The sequence below is a fragment of the Aeromonas sp. FDAARGOS 1419 genome, assembly GCF_019047045.1.
In the GTDB taxonomy this organism is placed as follows: domain Bacteria; phylum Pseudomonadota; class Gammaproteobacteria; order Enterobacterales; family Aeromonadaceae; genus Aeromonas; species Aeromonas veronii.
Genome location: NZ_CP077209.1, coordinates 1,891,441 through 1,907,717, shown reverse-complemented (window position 1 = coordinate 1,907,717; position 16,277 = coordinate 1,891,441). Strand labels below are relative to the sequence as shown.

At 62.8% G+C, this 16,277-nt stretch carries 10 protein-coding genes; 8 read left to right on the top strand and 2 right to left on the bottom strand.

The genetic code is table 11. From position 1 onward, the window contains the following. Positions 1-14 precede the first annotated feature (14 nt). Together I6L49_RS08475 and I6L49_RS08470 are read left to right on the top strand one after the other, a co-directional pair. On the top strand, positions 15-1,916 hold the full coding sequence (locus I6L49_RS08475; RefSeq protein ID WP_216951222.1) for a transglycosylase SLT domain-containing protein: 1,902 nt from the start codon (positions 15-17) through the stop codon (positions 1,914-1,916). A gap of 177 nt (positions 1,917-2,093) precedes the next feature. Further along, positions 2,094-3,092 (top strand): LacI family DNA-binding transcriptional regulator, encoded by a 999-nt coding sequence (locus tag I6L49_RS08470; RefSeq protein WP_216951219.1) that lies wholly within the window; start codon positions 2,094-2,096, stop codon positions 3,090-3,092. A 77-nt stretch (positions 3,093-3,169) separates the two neighbouring features. Here the strand turns inward: I6L49_RS08470 and I6L49_RS08465 are convergent, their stop codons facing one another. Together I6L49_RS08465 and I6L49_RS08460 are read right to left on the bottom strand one after the other, a co-directional pair. Beyond that, positions 3,170-4,234, bottom strand: coding sequence for a 3-deoxy-7-phosphoheptulonate synthase (locus tag I6L49_RS08465; RefSeq protein WP_216951217.1), 1,065 nt, complete (start codon positions 4,232-4,234; stop codon positions 3,170-3,172). Between the two features lie 126 nt (positions 4,235-4,360). Then, entirely contained in the window at positions 4,361-6,313 is a 1,953-nt protein-coding gene (locus tag I6L49_RS08460; protein WP_216951215.1) for a TonB-dependent receptor, read from the bottom strand. Between the two features lie 266 nt (positions 6,314-6,579). Between I6L49_RS08460 and I6L49_RS08455 the strand changes: the two genes are divergently transcribed. The 6 genes from I6L49_RS08455 to I6L49_RS08430 all read left to right on the top strand — a co-directional run bounded on the left by I6L49_RS08455 (position 6,580) and on the right by I6L49_RS08430 (position 16,063). Then, positions 6,580-7,728 (top strand): isochorismate synthase MenF, encoded by a 1,149-nt coding sequence (locus I6L49_RS08455; RefSeq protein WP_216951213.1) that lies wholly within the window; start codon positions 6,580-6,582, stop codon positions 7,726-7,728. Next, the gene (locus I6L49_RS08450) at positions 7,725-9,371 is read left to right on the top strand and encodes a (2,3-dihydroxybenzoyl)adenylate synthase (protein ID WP_216951211.1); all 1,647 of its coding nucleotides are present in this window, start codon (positions 7,725-7,727) and stop codon (positions 9,369-9,371) included. Before I6L49_RS08455 ends, I6L49_RS08450 begins: the two co-directional genes overlap by 4 nt. Continuing rightward, positions 9,368-10,318, top strand: a complete 951-nt coding sequence (locus I6L49_RS08445; protein ID WP_216951209.1) for an isochorismatase family protein — start codon at positions 9,368-9,370, stop codon at positions 10,316-10,318. The genes I6L49_RS08450 and I6L49_RS08445 overlap by 4 nt, the downstream gene beginning before the upstream one ends. Further along, entirely contained in the window at positions 10,315-11,082 is a 768-nt protein-coding gene (gene dhbA, locus I6L49_RS08440) for a 2,3-dihydro-2,3-dihydroxybenzoate dehydrogenase (protein ID WP_216951207.1), read from the top strand. The genes I6L49_RS08445 and dhbA overlap by 4 nt, the downstream gene beginning before the upstream one ends. A 125-nt stretch (positions 11,083-11,207) precedes the next feature. After that, positions 11,208-15,197: a non-ribosomal peptide synthetase gene (locus I6L49_RS08435; protein ID WP_216951205.1), complete on the top strand. Its 3,990-nt coding sequence runs from the start codon at positions 11,208-11,210 to the stop codon at positions 15,195-15,197. After that, positions 15,194-16,063: a hypothetical protein gene (locus I6L49_RS08430; protein WP_216951203.1), complete on the top strand. Its 870-nt coding sequence runs from the start codon at positions 15,194-15,196 to the stop codon at positions 16,061-16,063. Before I6L49_RS08435 ends, I6L49_RS08430 begins: the two co-directional genes overlap by 4 nt. Positions 16,064-16,277: the final 214 nt, after the last annotated feature.

The window sequence follows — 16,277 nt, the reverse complement described above, 5'->3', positions numbered from 1 at the left end:
AATGGAGATGTTCAGTGAAAGCTGTATGGGGAATTGTTTTGTCGGCGCTGTTTGTGCCGACCCTGATGGCGCAGACTGCCGACCAGACGCTCTACCGTCAGGCGTATGACGCCGTACGGGCCAATGATCAGGCCCGTTTCCAGCAAATTCGAGCCCGTTTGACCCATTACCCCCTGCTCCCTTACCTCGATTACTATCAGCTCGCCTTTCGTCCGGGGGCGGCCGATTACAACGATGTGACCCGCTTTATCCGCCAGCATGGAGATACCCCCCAGTCCAACCGGCTGGAGCGCAGCTATCTGACCTATCTGGCCCAGAGCCAGCAGTGGTCGCAGTTCCTGCGCTTCTATCCGGCCAAGCCGAGCTCCACCGATCTGCTCTGCATGCACTATCAGGCGCTCTATTACACCGGCAAGCCGAAAGAGGCGTTGCAGGGGGCGGGCAAGATCTGGATGAGCGGTCAATCCCGTCCCGATGCCTGCTCCCCGCTATTTCAGCTGTGGCAGGCATCCGGTCAGCGTACCCAGGAGAAGATCTGGCAGCGGATGACGCTGGCGTTCGAGGCGGAAAATCCCAATCTGATCCGCCATCTTGGCGCGACCCTGGGTAGCGGCTTGCAAAGCTATGGCGATCAGATGGTGACCTTGTTCGAGCAGCCCGCCAAGGCGATGAACCCGGCCTATTTCAGCAGCAACCCCTATTCCCGCAAGCTGCTCTCCCTCGGCTTGACCCGCTATGCCAATCAGGAGCCGGAGTCGGTGCTGCGCCAGCTTGCGCTGTTTCGCAGCCGTTTCGGCCTGACCCAGGCCGAGGTGAAACCGGTAGAGCGTGCCATTGCCCGCCGCCTGCTGCTGGATCGCTCCATTGCCCAGCGCAGCTGGGTCGACAGCACGGTGAAAAAGCTGGCGGATCCCGACATTACTGAGCTGCGAGCGCGACTGGCCATCTGGGAGCAGGATTGGCGTGGCCTCTCCGGCTGGGTGAAGATGATGCCGATGGCCCGTCAGAAAGAGGATCGCTGGCGCTACTGGATGGCGCGCTCCCTTGAAGTGCAGGGGCAGCAAAAACCGGCGCGGGACCTCTATCTGGAGACTGCCAACCTGCGTGGTTTCTACGGCTTTATGGCGGCCCAGCGCACCGGCGTGCCTTATCGCATCAAGAACCAGAGCGTCAAGCATGTACCGGACTGGCGCACGGCCAGCCAGCGCTGGCCCTTCCTGTTGCGGGTGCGCGAGTTGCTGTCGATGAACGAGATTGCGGCGGCCCGCTCGGAGTGGATCCACAACATGGATCGCAATCCGGTGGCCCAGCGCATCGAGTTTGGCCATATCGCCCTCAATCAGGGGTGGCACGAGCTGGCCATTCTCGCCAGCATTCGCGCCGAAGCGTGGGATGCCCTCGACCTGCGCTTCCCGCTGCCTCTCAAACGCACCTTCTCCCAGATGGCGCAAGAGCGCACCATGAACACCAGTTTGCTCTATGCCATCTCCCGTCAGGAGAGTGCCCTCTATCCGCTGGCCCAGTCGCCGGTGGGGGCGCGCGGCCTGATGCAGCTGATGCCCTCGACAGCCAAAGAGACTGCCGGCAAGCTGGGGGTACCCTATCGCAACGAGCAGCAACTGTTTGATCCGACGATGAATATTCGTCTGGGAAGCGCTTATCTCAAACGCTTGCTGGATGTCTATGATGGCAACCGGATCCTGGCGGCGGCCGCCTACAACGCCGGGCCAGGACGGGTAAAACGCTGGCGAGAGCAGAGTGACAACAAGCCGATGGACGTGTGGGTCGAGAGCATCCCCTACAAGGAGACCCGCAACTACGTACAAAACGTGTTGTCGTTCGATCTCATTTATCAGCACAAGCTGCAGCAGCCGCTGCGCTTCATGTCGGATCGGGAGCTCAATCACGCCTATTGAGTCGGGGGCCGCCAGCCGGCCCCTGTTTTCAAATTTCCCTGCTGCCGGGTATCATCGGGTAAGGTTTTGTTACCAAAGGAAACATGCCTGGTGACCTGGCTCCGGGAATTGCATCAGGCCGCAGGGTATACTCGGGCGTCGGCACCGACAGGTTCCCCCACAATAAAGGAATGGATAGTGGCAACGATTAAAGACGTTTCTCAGCTGGCAAATGTGTCTATCTCCACCGTGTCGCGGGTTATCAACAACACGGCACAGGTAGCACCGGAAAAGCGTGAGGCCGTACTGGCGGCCATGAAGGAACTGAATTTTCGACCCAACAGTTTTGCCCAGGCACTGGTCAGCAAGCGTTCCAACTGCATTGGCGTGCTGGTTGGCGACCTCTGCGGCGGCCCCTTCTTTGCCCAGATGATGCGTGGCATCGAAACCATGGTCGATCAGGCCAACAAGTTCACCATCGTCATGTCTGGCAACCACGATATCGCGCGCGAGCGTCATGCCATTCAGGCGCTGCTGCAGCGCCAGTGCGATGCGCTGATCCTCCACAGCAAGGCGCTCCCGGACGAGGAGCTGAGCGAGCTGGCGGCAGGCTCTACCCCCATCGTGTTTATCAACCGTCAGGTGCCGGGCTTTGAGGATCGCTGCGTCTGGCTCGATAACCAGGCGGGGATCACCACCGCGTGCCAGCACTTGTTGGATGCCGGTCATCGCAACATCGCCTTTATCACCTCCGATGATGAAGAGTTTGTCGATGGTCAGCAGCGGATGGCCGGTTACACCCAGACTCTGGCCAGAGCCGGGATCGCCTTTGATCCTGCTCTCGTCAGCCGCGGTTTTGCCGACGAGAATGGTGGTTATGTGGCGATGAGCGAGCTGCTGGCGCGCGGTGTCGAGTTCACGGCAGTGCTCGGTTTCAACGACGGTATGGTGGCCGGCGCCATCTCTTGCCTGCTGGAGCGGGGTTACAAGATCCCGCAGCAGGTGTCGGTGGTGGGGTTCGACGATATCCCCTACGCCCGCTACATCTATCCCAAGCTCACCACGGTTCGCTACCCCATCGAGGAGATGGGCAGCCGCGCTGCCGAGCTGGCGCTGCGCTTGCTCGATCACAAGCCGGTGGACGGCCTGGCGCTCAAGTTTGAAGCCCAGCTGGTGGAACGTGAGTCAGTCGCCTGACGTGCGTCAGACAGTGAACAACAATGTGGCCCCATCGGGGCCACACTCTTTTCTGCGTTATCTCTCTAATCCGCCATTTATCCCGCCAGAGCGACCCGCTGCTGACGGCGCGCCTCAACCCCTTCTGCCACCATATCGAGCAGCTGCCTTGTCTGTTCCCAGCCGATGCAGCTATCGGTGATCGACTGGCCGTAGCGCAGCGGTTTGCGGCTTATCTCCTGATGCCCTTCGCAGATAAAACTTTCCACCATGATGGCGGCGATGGCATGGCTACCAGCACCCAGCTGGTCGGCAATGTCACGTGCAACCAGCAGCTGGCGGGCATGCTGCTTCTGGCTGTTGCCGTGGCTGCAATCGATCATCAGCCGGAGTGACAGATGATGCTGGCGCAGCAAGTCGCCAGCCTCTGCCACATGACAGCTCTGATAGTTGGGTTGGCGGCCACCGCGCAGGATCAGATGACAGTCGGGGTTGCCATGGCTGCGCACCAGTGCCAGCTGGCCATTACCGGAAGGCTGGGTATAGAGGTGGGCCGCCCGGCTGGCGAGGATCGCCTCTACCGCGATCCGGATATTGCCATCGGTGCCGTTTTTATAACCGATGGGGCAGGGAAGGGCCGAGGCCAGCTGACGGTGGAGCTGGGATTCGGTGGTACGGGCACCGATGGCACCCCAGCTGATGAGATCCCCCAGATAGAGCATGCTGGTGAGATCGAGAAATTCGGTGGCACAGGCGAGCCCTTCCTGTCCAAGGGCCAGAAGTAACTCCCGGGCCTGGGATAGGCCCTTTTCCAGCCGATCGCTGCCATCGAGGTCGGGATCGAAGATAAATCCTTTCCAGCCGAGCGTCGTGCGCGGCTTTTCGAAATAGGTACGCATCACCAGTTGCAGCTGCTCCCCGTATTGGCCCTGTAGTTCAGCCAGCCGGCCACCATAGTCGCGGGCGGCTGCCGGATCGTGAATGGAGCAGGGGCCGATCACCAGCAGCAGGCGATCATCCTCTCCCTGCAGAATATGGCGGGCTTGCTGGCGGCTGCGTGCGATCTGGCGAGCGAGCCGTGCCGGACAGGGTCTGGCCTTTAACATCTCGTCAGGGGTGGGCAGGGTGGCAAGGGGTGAAGCATTCAGAAGTGAGGTGAACATGAGCGATCCTGATGACAAATGGAAATCTGCATGCTCTTTGCTGTCCAGTGGGGATCTTCCCCTTATTCTCTTGGTTAACAGAGCGCGGGCATGGGCCCGCGCTCTGTTATATCGGCCTTGGCTACCTTAGAAGCGGGCTGAGCCGCTGACGTAGTAGCTGCGACCCGGTTCGACGTTCTGGAAGACGGTGTCTTTCTCTTGCAGGCGCACGTCGGTCAGGTTGTTGATCCCCAGTCGCAGGTCAAAGTTCTCGGTGACCTTGAAGCCGGTGCCGAGATCGAAGGTCTGATAGCTGGGCAGCTTGTGCAGTACGACAACCTTGTTGACGGTCTGCTCGGCAAACTGGGAGCCGGTGTAGGTGGTGCCGACAAAGGCATTTACCCGCTCGGTGGCCTGCCAGGTGATCTTGGCATTGGCCTTGTGCTCCGGCCGCTCGGGCAGTGCCTGACCCTGATCGCCTTCAGCCTTGAGGTAGGTGTAGTTGGCGCCAAGGTTGATATCGTCGGTCAGATCGAGTTTGCCGGTCAGCTCCAGCCCCTTGGTGGTGGCTTTCTCCAGGTTGTACCAGGTGCGGTCAGTGGAGTTCGGCAACTGCTTGAAGGTGAGCATGTCGTCGATGTCGGAGTAGAAGAGGGTGGCGCTGGTTTCCCAGATCCCTTCTCCTGCGATGACACCCAGCTCGTAGTTGGTGCTGGTTTCCGGCTTGACCTTGTCGCTGCCATAGATGCGGCAGCTGCCGCCGCAGCTCTCGATGCTGTAACCGTTGGAGTACTGGTGTGGTGCCGGTGCCTTGAAGGCCTGGCTGACACCGCCTTTCACTGTCACCACATCGTTCATCTCATAGACCAGATAGCCGCGTGGGGTGAAGTGGCTGCCGTAGATCTCGTGGTAATCGTAACGGCCGCCCAGCGTGAAGGTCAGGCTGTCGGTCAGGCCAATTTCGTCCTGAGCGAACAGCGCCTCCTGAGAGTGACTCTCTTTGCCGCCGATATCCTTGTAGCTCACCGCATCCACCAGCTCCCGATCCAGATATTCACCACCCAGGGTCAGGTAGTGGTTGGCCAGCGCCAGGTTGGTATAGCCCTTGAGGGTCAAGGTGTTCTCTTCCAGCTCCCGCTGTTGCGGGGCAGAGTAGCTGGTGTTGAAGTCGTCGATCTGGGAGGTCTCGTAGTTGGCCATGACGGTGGTGTCACCCCAGCTCCAGTTCCCCTTGTGGGTCAGACCAAACAGGTTGCGATCGTTTTGCTGCTGGCGGCTGTGCACCTTGTTGCCGGTTTTGCGGAAGATATCGAGAGGCCGCTCATCCTGGTTGTAGAGGTACTCCAGCTCGAAGCGCTGCTGCTCATCCACCAGCCAGCTCAGGGTGGAGGCGAAGTTGCGGGTCTGTTTGGCTTCGATAAGGGGGATGCCGTCAGCAGCTTCGGTGGGGGTCCAGGCTTGACGGTCATACACCTCGCCGTTCATCCGGATCAGCAGGTTGTCGGTCAGCGGGCCGGTAAAGCCCAGGTTGGTTCTGTGCTGATCGCCGCCATCCTTGCCCTCGATGGCTTTGAAGTCGGCATCGGCCGCCCCTTGCCAGGTTTTTCCCGGCTGCTTGGTGATGATATTGATGACGCCACCGATGGCATCGGAGCCATAAAGTGCCGACATGGGGCCACGGATCACCTCGACCCGCTGGATCATGCCAAGGGGCACGGGAGTGTTGTCGAAGTTGCCGCCGCGCCACAGGGCATTGGAGGAGGAGAGGCGTTTGCCATCCACCAGCACTAGCGTGTACTTGCCGGACATGCCACGAATACCGATATCGCTGCGGCCATTGGTGTCGGTCTCGGCCTGAATGCCCACTTCGTGGCGCAGCAGGTCGGCAAGGTCATTGACGGGCGCGGCGGCGATCTGTTCGGCCGTGATGACAGAGATAGAGGCCGGTGCTGAGCGGGTATTGTGCGCCGTGGTGGTGACGGTGATCACCTCATCGGCTTGAGGGGTGTTGCTGGCGGCGATCGCTTGCTGGGTCAGCAGGGTGACGATGGTGGTGGCCAGCAGGCTGGGAGCAATAAAACGGGAGGTTGAGGATTTCATTATTTACATCTTCCATAATATACAAATGATAAGCGTTATCATTATCAAATTGAATTTGCTCCGATCGCAACTCTTTTTTATCGGCGAAGCTCAGTTTCGTTCGTCACCCTCTTTTGACTAAAAAGAAGTTGATGAAATTGATTCTCATTTGTATTGATCGTTTTTTCGCTCCTTGTTAGGATGCCGTTCACCCTGATATATGGTGAGTCAAATGACTCACTTTAAGTCCTGTCAGGCAGTGATTCATTCCAAGGAGTAGCACCGTCATGTGTGACCATGCACTGGAAGGAGAGTGGCCCGCCACAGCGGTCGGGTTGGATAAAGTGTGCTGTTTTGCCAGCGGTGACAGGGTTCTGGTCGCTTCCGGTATTCACGACAGTTTTACCGGCATCCCGCAGGATAAGCTGCTCGCCCATCTGCGTAAGCTGCGCCAGCAGGGGATGGTTAATCCCATCGCCATCGGCGCCATTCCGTTTGATACCCAATCCCCCTGGCATCTGGTGATCCCGGCGCAATCGCAGTGGGTCGCAAGGGATACGATGTTGCCCGCCCGCTGTTGCCAGCTCCATGGCGAGGTGAGTGAAGTGACCGGCTCTGCCCACTATCAGGGGGCAGTGCGGGCAGCGCTGCAGCAGTTCAGCGAGGGCCAGCTCGAGAAAGTGGTGTTGTCGCGCGCCATCGATGTGCAGAGCGCAGAGCAGACCTCCCCCGCACACGCCTTTGGCTCTCTGCTGGCACAGAATCCGGGCGCCTATGTGTTCCAGATCCCGCTGCCAGAGGGAGAGACTCTGCTTGGCGCGAGCCCCGAGCTGCTGGTATCGCGCAGCGAGATGGCGGTGGTGAGCAATCCGTTGGCGGGTTCCCGTCCGCGCCACGCTTTTTCCGATCAACAGGCGGCCAGTGCCGAACTGCTGGGGGCGCAAAAAGATCGCTATGAACATGCGCTGGTGGCCGATGCAGTCGCTGCAGCCCTCGCTCCCTTCTGCCGCGAGCTGGATGTCCCTCTGGAGCCGCAGGTGATCGCCACTCCTACCATGTGGCACCTCTCGACCCGCATTGCCGGGCGGCTCCATGAACCCTCTCCCGTGTTGGCTCTGGCGCTGGCGTTGCACCCGACGCCGGCGGTATGCGGCACGCCGCTCTCGGCAGCGCGTCAGGCCATCGCCCAGCTTGAGGGGTACGATCGCCGCTTCTACTGCGGCGCCGTCGGTTGGATGGATGCCGATGGCAATGGCGAGTGGGTAGTTACCATTCGCTGTGGCGTGCTGGCTGGCAGGCAACTGCGACTCTATGCCGGCGCCGGGGTGGTGGTGGGCTCCTCGCCGGAAGCGGAGTGGCAGGAGACCGCCGCCAAGCTCGGCACCATGTTGCGTGCCTTCGGCCTCGAAAGCCGGGAGCCGGAGGTAACTGCATGAAGCCGCTGGTGCCCTTTACCCCCTGGCCCGCCGAGCTGGCAGCCCACTACCGGGCACAAGGGTGGTGGCGCGGACAACCGCTAACCGCCCTGCTCGATGAATCTGCCGAACGTTATCCCGAGCGCACGGCCCTGATCTGCGGCGAGCGAACCCTCAGTTATGGCCAGTTAAAGCGTGAGGTTGATGCGCTGGCGGCGCGGCTGGCCGCGCGCGGGCTGGGCCATGGCGATACCGCGCTGGTGCAGTTGCCCAACTGCGCCGAGTTCTATATCTGCTGGTTTGCCCTGATCCGCTGCGGAGTAGTGGCGGTGCATGCCCTCTACAGCCATCAGCGGCGCGAGCTGGTGGCCTTTGCCCGCCAGATTGAGCCTGCCTTGCTGGTACTCAGCCCCTCTCACCCCGGCTTTGCCGGTGAAGCGGGGAGCCTCGCGGCCCTTGATGAGCGGGTATCGCCTTCCTGTCAGACACTGCTGTTCGAGCAGGCAGAAGGCTCCGATCTTCAGTCGGGATTTGCATGGTGTCAGCCTGACCCCATAGCCCGTGCTGATGGTTCGCCGCTGACGGCCATCGCGCCAACTCCTACCCCGGCCGATCAAGTCGCTGTTTTCCAGCTCTCCGGCGGCAGCACCGGCACCCCCAAACTGATCCCCCGTACCCACGATGACTATGGCTACAGCGTGCGCCAGAGCGTAGCGGTGTGCGGTTGGGATGAGCGGGTGATCTATCTATGCGCTCTGCCAGCGCCCCACAACTTTCCCCTGAGCTCCCCTGGGGCACTCGGGGTGTTTTATGCCGGTGGCTGCGTGGTGCTGGCAAAGGATCCCTCTGCAGCAACCTGTCTGCCGCTGGTGCAGCGCCATCAGGTCAACTGGGCAGCACTGGTGCCACCGGCTCTGGCGCTCTGGCTGGAGGCGGCCAGCCACTATCCGCAGACCTCTCTGGAGTGTGTGCAGGTAGGCGGTGCGCGCCTCAGCCCGGCTCATGCCGATGCGGTAGCGAGCCGCCTTGGTTGCCGCTTGCAGCAGGTGTTTGGCATGGCCGAGGGGCTGGTCAACTACACCCGCATCGAGGATGACCAGTGGCACATCGTCAATACCCAGGGCCGCCCGATGAGCCCGGGTGACGAGGTGGAGGTGCGAGACAGCGACGGGCGCCACTTGCCCGATGGTGAGTGCGGCGAGCTCTGGACGCGTGGCCCCTACACCTTTCGCGGCTACTTCAAGGCTGATGCCCACAATCAGCGCGCCTTTGACCGGGACGGTTTCTACTGCACCGGCGATCTGGTCTGCCGCTTGCCCGACGGCCATCTGATAGTGGTGGGACGCAACAAGGATCAGATCAACCGGGGTGGGGAGAAGATCGACGCCCTCGAAATTGAAGAGCTGTTGCTGACCCACCCGGAGGTGCGGCAGGCGGCGCTGGTCGCCATGCCGGATCCCATGCTCGGGGAGCGCAGCTGTGCCTTTCTGATGTGCCGCGAGCCCCTCAATTTGCCCCGCTTGCGCCGTTTCCTGCGCGAGCAGGGGGTGGCCGATTACAAACTGCCCGATCGCCTGGTGCTGGTGGAGCAACTGCCCCACACCCCGGTCGGCAAGATAGACAAACAGAGGCTGCGCGAGCAGCTCGCCAAGGAGTGTGCATGACCATTCAATCCCTCGCCTCCTATCCGCTGCCTACCGCCGAGGAGCTGCCTACCGGGCGGGTGAACTGGCCCTTCGAACCGGGCCGCGCCGCCTTGCTGGTCCACGATATGCAGCACTATTTCGTCGATTTCTACGGGCCGGGCAATCCGCTGATCAATCAGGTCATCGACCATATCGCCACCCTGATCCGTCAGGCGCGTATTCTTGGCATGCCGGTGGTCTATACCGCCCAGCCCGCCGAGCAGAGTCAGGCCGATCGGGCGCTGCTCAACGACATGTGGGGGCCGGGGTTGACCCGGGCGCCGGAGCGTCAGCCGATTGTTTCGGCGCTGGCCCCCGAGCCGCAGGATACGGTGCTGACCAAGTGGCGCTACAGCGCTTTTTGCCGCTCACCGCTGGCCGAGCTGATGGCCGGATGGGGGCGGGATCAGCTGGTGATCTGCGGCATCTACGGCCATATCGGGGTGATGCAGACGGCGGTCGATGCCTTTATGCGGGATATCCGCCCCTTCCTGGTGGCAGATGCCATCGCCGACTTCTCCCGCGAGGATCACCTGCAGGCGCTCTCCTACGTCAGCCGCAATGCCGGTCGGGTGATTACCGTGGCCGAGGTGATGGCGGCCAGCAAACGCCCCCTGACTCGCGAGTCGCTGCGTGCTCAGGTGTTGGCGCGGCTGCCCGCCGAGATGCAGCATGAGCAGCCCACCGAGGATGACAACTTGCTCGACTATGGTCTCGATTCGCTGGCGGTGATGGGGCTGGTGGAGGAGTGGCGCCAGCAGGGAGTGGTGGTGGAGCTGGCCGAGCTGGCCCGCACGCCGACCCTGGCTCACTGGTGGGCGCTCCTCTCCCGTCAGCTTAATGTCAGTCAACCCAATGTCAGTCAGGGCACGGCTTATCAGGTTGTCAACGAAGATCACGTCAGCGAACCGGAGTGCACCCCATGAGCGAGTGGCAAGGTAGAACCATCTGGGTGACCGGCGCGGCGCAGGGAATTGGCCATGCGGTGGCGCGCACTTTTGCCGAGGCAGGGGCCAGCGTGGTTGCGTTCGATCTGCAACTGGCCGAGGCACTGCCCGGCAACGTGAAGAGGGTGGTGATCGATGTCAGCGACAGCGAGGCAGTGACCCGCTGCTGCGAACAGCTGCTGGATGAGGGGCTGGGGCCCGATGTGCTGGTCAATGTCGCGGGCGTACTGGCGACCGGCAGGCTCGATGAGGTGGATGACGCCCTTTTGCAGCGCACCTTTGCCATCAACACCTTCGCCCCCTTCTATCTGATGCGGGCCCTGACCCTCTGGTTTCAGGGGCGGCGCAGGGGCGCTATCGTCAATGTATCCTCCAATGCCGGTCGGGTACCGCGAGTGGGGATGGGCATCTATGGCGCCTCCAAGGCGGCGCTGACCAGCCTCACTCAAACGGCAGGGCTGGAACTTGCCCCCTATGGGGTGCGCTGCAATCTGGTGTCGCCGGGCTCGACCCGAACCCCGATGCTGTACGGGATGTGGCAGGAGGGGGAGGCGGAGCAGCGGGAGGGAGAGCAGCGCACCATCGCGGGCCTGCCCGGGCAGTTCAAGCTGGGGATCCCCCTTGGCAAATTGGGAACACCCGACGAGGTGGCTGCCTGCGTGCTGTTTCTCGCCTCCGATGCCGCCAGCCATATCACCCTGCAGGATCTGGTGGTCGATGGCGGTGCCACCCTGGGGGCCTAGCCCGCGCGCTGCCGATCTGGCAGGCGTGACACTCTCTTTATGGAGGAGGCCTGGCCTCCTCGCTTTTCAGCCATGCGGGCAGGGGCAAGCCGCTGCCCGCTCGATGTTTGCGCAAGGACATTCCCATGGAACAGACAATGGCGATGCGCGCCACTCACCAGCGTGGTGAGCAGCCGCGCTGGCCGCTTACCACCGCTCAGGCGGGCATCTGGTTTGCCCAGCAAAAATACCCGCAGAGCCCCGCCTGCAATACCGGCGAGTATTGGCTGCTGGAGGGGGCGCTGGCTCCCCATCACTTCACCCGTGCGGTGCGCCAGACCATCGACGAGATCCTCGGTCTGCACTGCGCTTTTGTGGCCACTGCCGATGGCCCGCAGATGGTGGCCAACCCCGCCTGCTGGCAGCTGACAGAGCGGGATCTGCGCAGCGAAGCTGACCCGCTTGCGGCCGCGCAGGCCGAGATGCGTGCGCAGCTGGCCGTCCCCTTCAATCTGGCCGGGGGGCCGCTGTTTGCCACCACCCTCTATCGCCTTGGCGAGGGGCGGTGGGCCTGGTTTATTGCCGTGCACCATATCGCCATCGATGGCTTTGGCCTGAGTCTGCTTTGCCAGCGGGTGGCCAATTGGTATGAGGCGCTCTGTGCCGGCGAGCAGCCTGCACCCTGTCGCTATGCGTCCCAGCAAGAGCTGCTGGCTGAAGAGGCGGCCTATCAGGATTCGCCGCGTGCCGCGCGGGATCGCGATTTCTTCGTGCAGCAGCTGGCCGGGGTGGAGAACCCGGCGTCGCTCTCCCGCCGTCCGGCGCAGGGGCCGGGCCCCACTTATCGTCTTGAGCAGCGGCTTGCTGGCCGCCAGTGGCAGGCATTGGTGGCACGGGCGAGTCGTTCGGCCTGTCACCCCTACAGCCTGCTGCTGGCGGCGGTGGCCAGCTATGTGCAGCGGATGAGCGGCGCTGGCGAGGTAGTGCTGGGTATTCCGCTGATGGGGCGGCTGGGCTCAGTGGCGGCCGATACCCCCTGCATGAAGGTCAATGTGGTGCCCCTGCGCATCGAGCTGAGCGGCACCAGCCGGGTAGGGGAGTTGCTGGCACAGGTTGAGCGGCAATTTGCCGCCCTGCGCCGTCATCAGGGCTGCCGTCAGGAGTGGTTGCAACAGCGCCAGCCGGGCCAGCCGTTGTTTGGCCCTCAGGTCAATCTGATGCCCTTTGCCCGCACCCTCAGCGTTGGTGAAGGACACAACCAGGTTCGTGGCGAGATGCAGGTGCTGGCGGCGGGGCCGGTGGAGGAGTGCGCCTTCTATTTTGCCGAGGAGGCAGGCGCGATGACCCTGACCCTCGAAGCACATCAGGGGCGCTTCAGCTATCAGGAGAGCGAACGTCATCTGGCCCGGCTGGTAGCCTATCTGGCGGCCTGGAGTGAGGCGGATGACGAGGCCGAAGCGGTGCGTTTGCCGCTGTTGCTACCCTGCGAGCAGGCTGAGCTGGCGCGCTGGAACCAGACCGACCATCCGCTGCCGACTACTACCCTGAGCGCACTGCTGGCCGAAGGGCTGGCGGCGGCAGATCAGAGCGCAATCGCGCTGGAGTGTGGCGCCGAGCGCTGGCGTGTGGCCGAGCTGCGCCAGCGTACCCGCCAGCTGGCCAGCTATCTGGCGGGGAGGGGCGTGGGCCCCGGTTGTCGGGTGGCGGTAGTGATCCCGCGCTCTCCCGAGCTTATTCTCGCCCAGCAGGCCATCATGGCGGTGGGGGCTGTCTACGTGCCCGTTGATCCGGACTATCCGGCGGAGCGGATCGGCTACATTCTCGCCAGCAGCGCCCCTGCGCTGGTGCTGACCAGCCGCACCTTGCGGATGCCGCTCGATGTGGCCGCGCCACTTGTCTGCCTCGATGCCCCCGGTGTGGCAGAGCAGCTGGCGATGATAGACGTGGCGGCGATAGCACCTTGTGAGCTGCCAGCCCCCAAGCCGGAAGATGCGGCCTACATCATCTACACATCCGGCTCGACCGGTCGGCCCAAAGGGGTGGTGGTGAGCCATGGCGCCATCGTCAACCGACTGCTCTGGATGCAGCACATGTATCCCATCGGCCCGGCGGATCGGGTGCTGCAAAAGACCCCGGCCGGTTTCGATGTCTCCATCTGGGAGTTCTTCTGGCCCTTTATGACAGGTGCGAGGCTGGTGCTCACCAAACCGGGTGGCCACAAGGATCCCGCCTACCTTGCCGAGTTGATTGAGCAGGCCGGGATCACCACCTTGCACTTTGTCCCCTCCATGTTGCAGATCTTCGTCGCACAAGCCGAGCCAGCCCGTTGCCGCGCCCTGCGCCAGGTCTTCTGCTCCGGCGAGGCGCTGCCCGCGGATCTGGTGCAGCGCTGGTATGGGGCATTTTCAGCTCCCCTGCACAACCTCTATGGCCCGACCGAGGCGGCGGTGGATGTCACCTGGTATCCCTGCCGGGCAGACGAGGCGGTGACCAGCGTGCCCATCGGCTATCCGGTCTGGAATACCAGCATCCACATTCTCGACCCCTGGTTGCAGCCAGTGCCCCCCGGTGTGGCGGGGGAGCTCTGGATCGGCGGCGTGCAGGTGGCGGATGGCTACTTTGGCCAGCCCGAGCTCACCGCCGAGCGCTTTATTGCCAACCCCTTCGGCGCGGGACGGCTCTATCGCAGCGGCGATCTGGCCGCCTGGCGCGAGGATGGTGCCATCGAGTATCTGGGGCGCCTCGATTTTCAGGTGAAGATCCGCGGCCAGCGCATCGAACTGGAGGAGATCGAGCAGGTGCTGCTGCGCCATCCCCGGGTGGCACAGGCGGTGGTGCTGGCCCCCGAATTTGCCCCCGGCGATCGCCGTCTGGTGGCCTATGTGGTGGCCGCAGATAGTGGCGAGTTGACGCTTGCCGAGTTGGCACCCGCCCTTGGTGCAGCCTTGCCTGACTACATGATGCCGGGGCTCCTGGTCACTCTGGCAGAGCTGCCGCTCACCCCCAATGGCAAGCTGGATCGCAAGGGGTTGCCGCTGCCTGATATGGCGTCGGCGGTCGGTCAGTCACTGCCGAAAACCCTGCTGGAGGAGCGGCTCTGTCGCCTCTTCGCCGAGGTACTGGGGCTGGCGCGGGTCGGCGCCGACGATAATTTCTTTGCCCTCGGAGGCCACTCCCTGCTGGCGGCACAGCTGGTGGTGCGCATTGAAGAGTCGCTTGGACAGACTCTCACCTTGGCCAGCCTGTTCGAAGCACCCAGCCCCGCCCAGCTGGCGCGTCGTCTTGGTGGTGAGCGGGAGGCGATGCCCGTGCTGCTGCCCCTGCGGGCGCCCGGTGCGCAGGCGGGTACATCGGGCCCCACTCTCTTTTGCGTCCACCCCGCCGGCGGGCTCGGCTGGTGTTATGCGCCGCTGGTGCCCCATCTGCCGACCGACATGGCGGTCTATGCCCTGCAGGCGCGGGCGCTCTGTCAGCCGGATGCGCCGCTGCCTGCCAGCTTCGACGAGTTGGCCCTCGATTATGTGACCGAGCTGCGTCGTCAGCAGAGCGAGGGGCCCTACTGGCTGCTTGGCTGGTCGCTCGGGGGCATGCTGGTGCACCGGATGGCCGCCATGCTGCAAGAGCAGGGACAAGAGGTGGCCATGGTGCTGCTGCTTGACGCCTATCCCTGCCGTCAGTGGCAGACCCAGCCGTTGCCCGACGAGCAGCGGATGCTCGATGCGCTGCTGCGGATGGGAGGCATTGCGGTTGCGGACGAGGCGCTCGATTCCCTTACTCGGGGCGACGTGGTGGCCCGACTGGGGGCGGAGGGAAGTGCGCTGGCCATGCTCGACGAGCAGGTGGTGAGCGCCATGATTGAGCTGGTGGGCCACAACAACCGGCTGATCCGTGAGCCGGTCGACTACTGCTACCACGGGGAGGTGATCTTTATCGAGGCGTCAGCCTCCCGCCAGCCCTGGCTGGATGGACGCGGTTGGGAGCCGCTGACAAAAGGCGAAATCCGCTATGAGCGCTTCCCCTGCCTGCATCAGGAGATGGTGCATCCCGACTGGCTGGCGAAGGTCGGCGCCCTTATTGGTGAGCGGGTCGATGTGGTTGAGCAACAACCGGACATCCGGCAGGAGGGGGACGCATGACCCCGGTTGCTGCCATCCGGGAAGCCTTACTGGCGGGCAAGCTGGTAGGGCTGGGGGAGCCGCACTGGCACCCGGATTTTATACGGTGCCAACACGCCTGGCTCTGCGATCCTGCGCTCTGGGGAATCATGACCGATCTGGTGCTGGAGTGCGGCAACCGCCGCCATCAAGGCTTGCTCGATGCCTGGTTGGCGGGGGAGGAGAGCTGGCAGGGGGAGCCGCTGACGCTGGGGCGGCTCTATCCGGTCTGGCTCGACTCCTGTGCCTTTCCCGCCTGGATGGCCCCCGAGTTTCCAGCTCTCTTTTCCGCTCTGCGCCAGAGCAATATGGCGCGCCCTGAACATATGCCGCTGCGGGTGCATCTCTGCGAGCCCTCATTCGAGTGGCAGGAGATGAGCCCGGAGCGGTGGCAGCAACACAACAGGGGGCGGGATCAGGCGCTGGCCGACTATCTTCTTGCACTTCCCGCCCGCGGCGTGGTGCTGCTGGCGGGGGCGCGCCATCTGCTCAAAGCCGCAGGGGATCCCCACTTTGCTCAGCCGACGCTGGGCCAGTTGCTGGAGGCAGCACGGCCGGGCTGGCTGCATGTTCTTCACCCCTGGCCAATGGTTGCTGGGAAGGGAGATGAGGAAGAGGAGCGGGTGTGCGATCTGGCAGGGATTGCGACCGCCGATCTCTATCCTCACTGGCCGGCGTATCCGCCGCTGGAGACTCTTATCGACAGGTTGGTGCGCGTGACTGACCGGGGACGGGAGATGCGAATTTGCCCCACCTTGCTGGCCGAGCCCTGGCGCAGCCACTTGCTAAGCCGCGCGCACTTGCTGCCAGCTGGCATGGCCCGCCAGCTGCAACAGTGGCTAGCGTAACTGCTGGCTGGCGTAACCGCTGACTTGAGTAACAGAAGGGGGAGCAAGGCTCCCCTTTTTCACATTTGGCATCCTGCATTCAGAACTGCAAAGTTGCACCATTTACGGCATACTTTGCCACTCATCGCCGAAAATTCAGCTCCTTCGCTACTTTAAAGAAGTTTCTACTGGTCTTACCTGAGTAAATCCCTTTGCTTTTTATTTAACAAGGTAT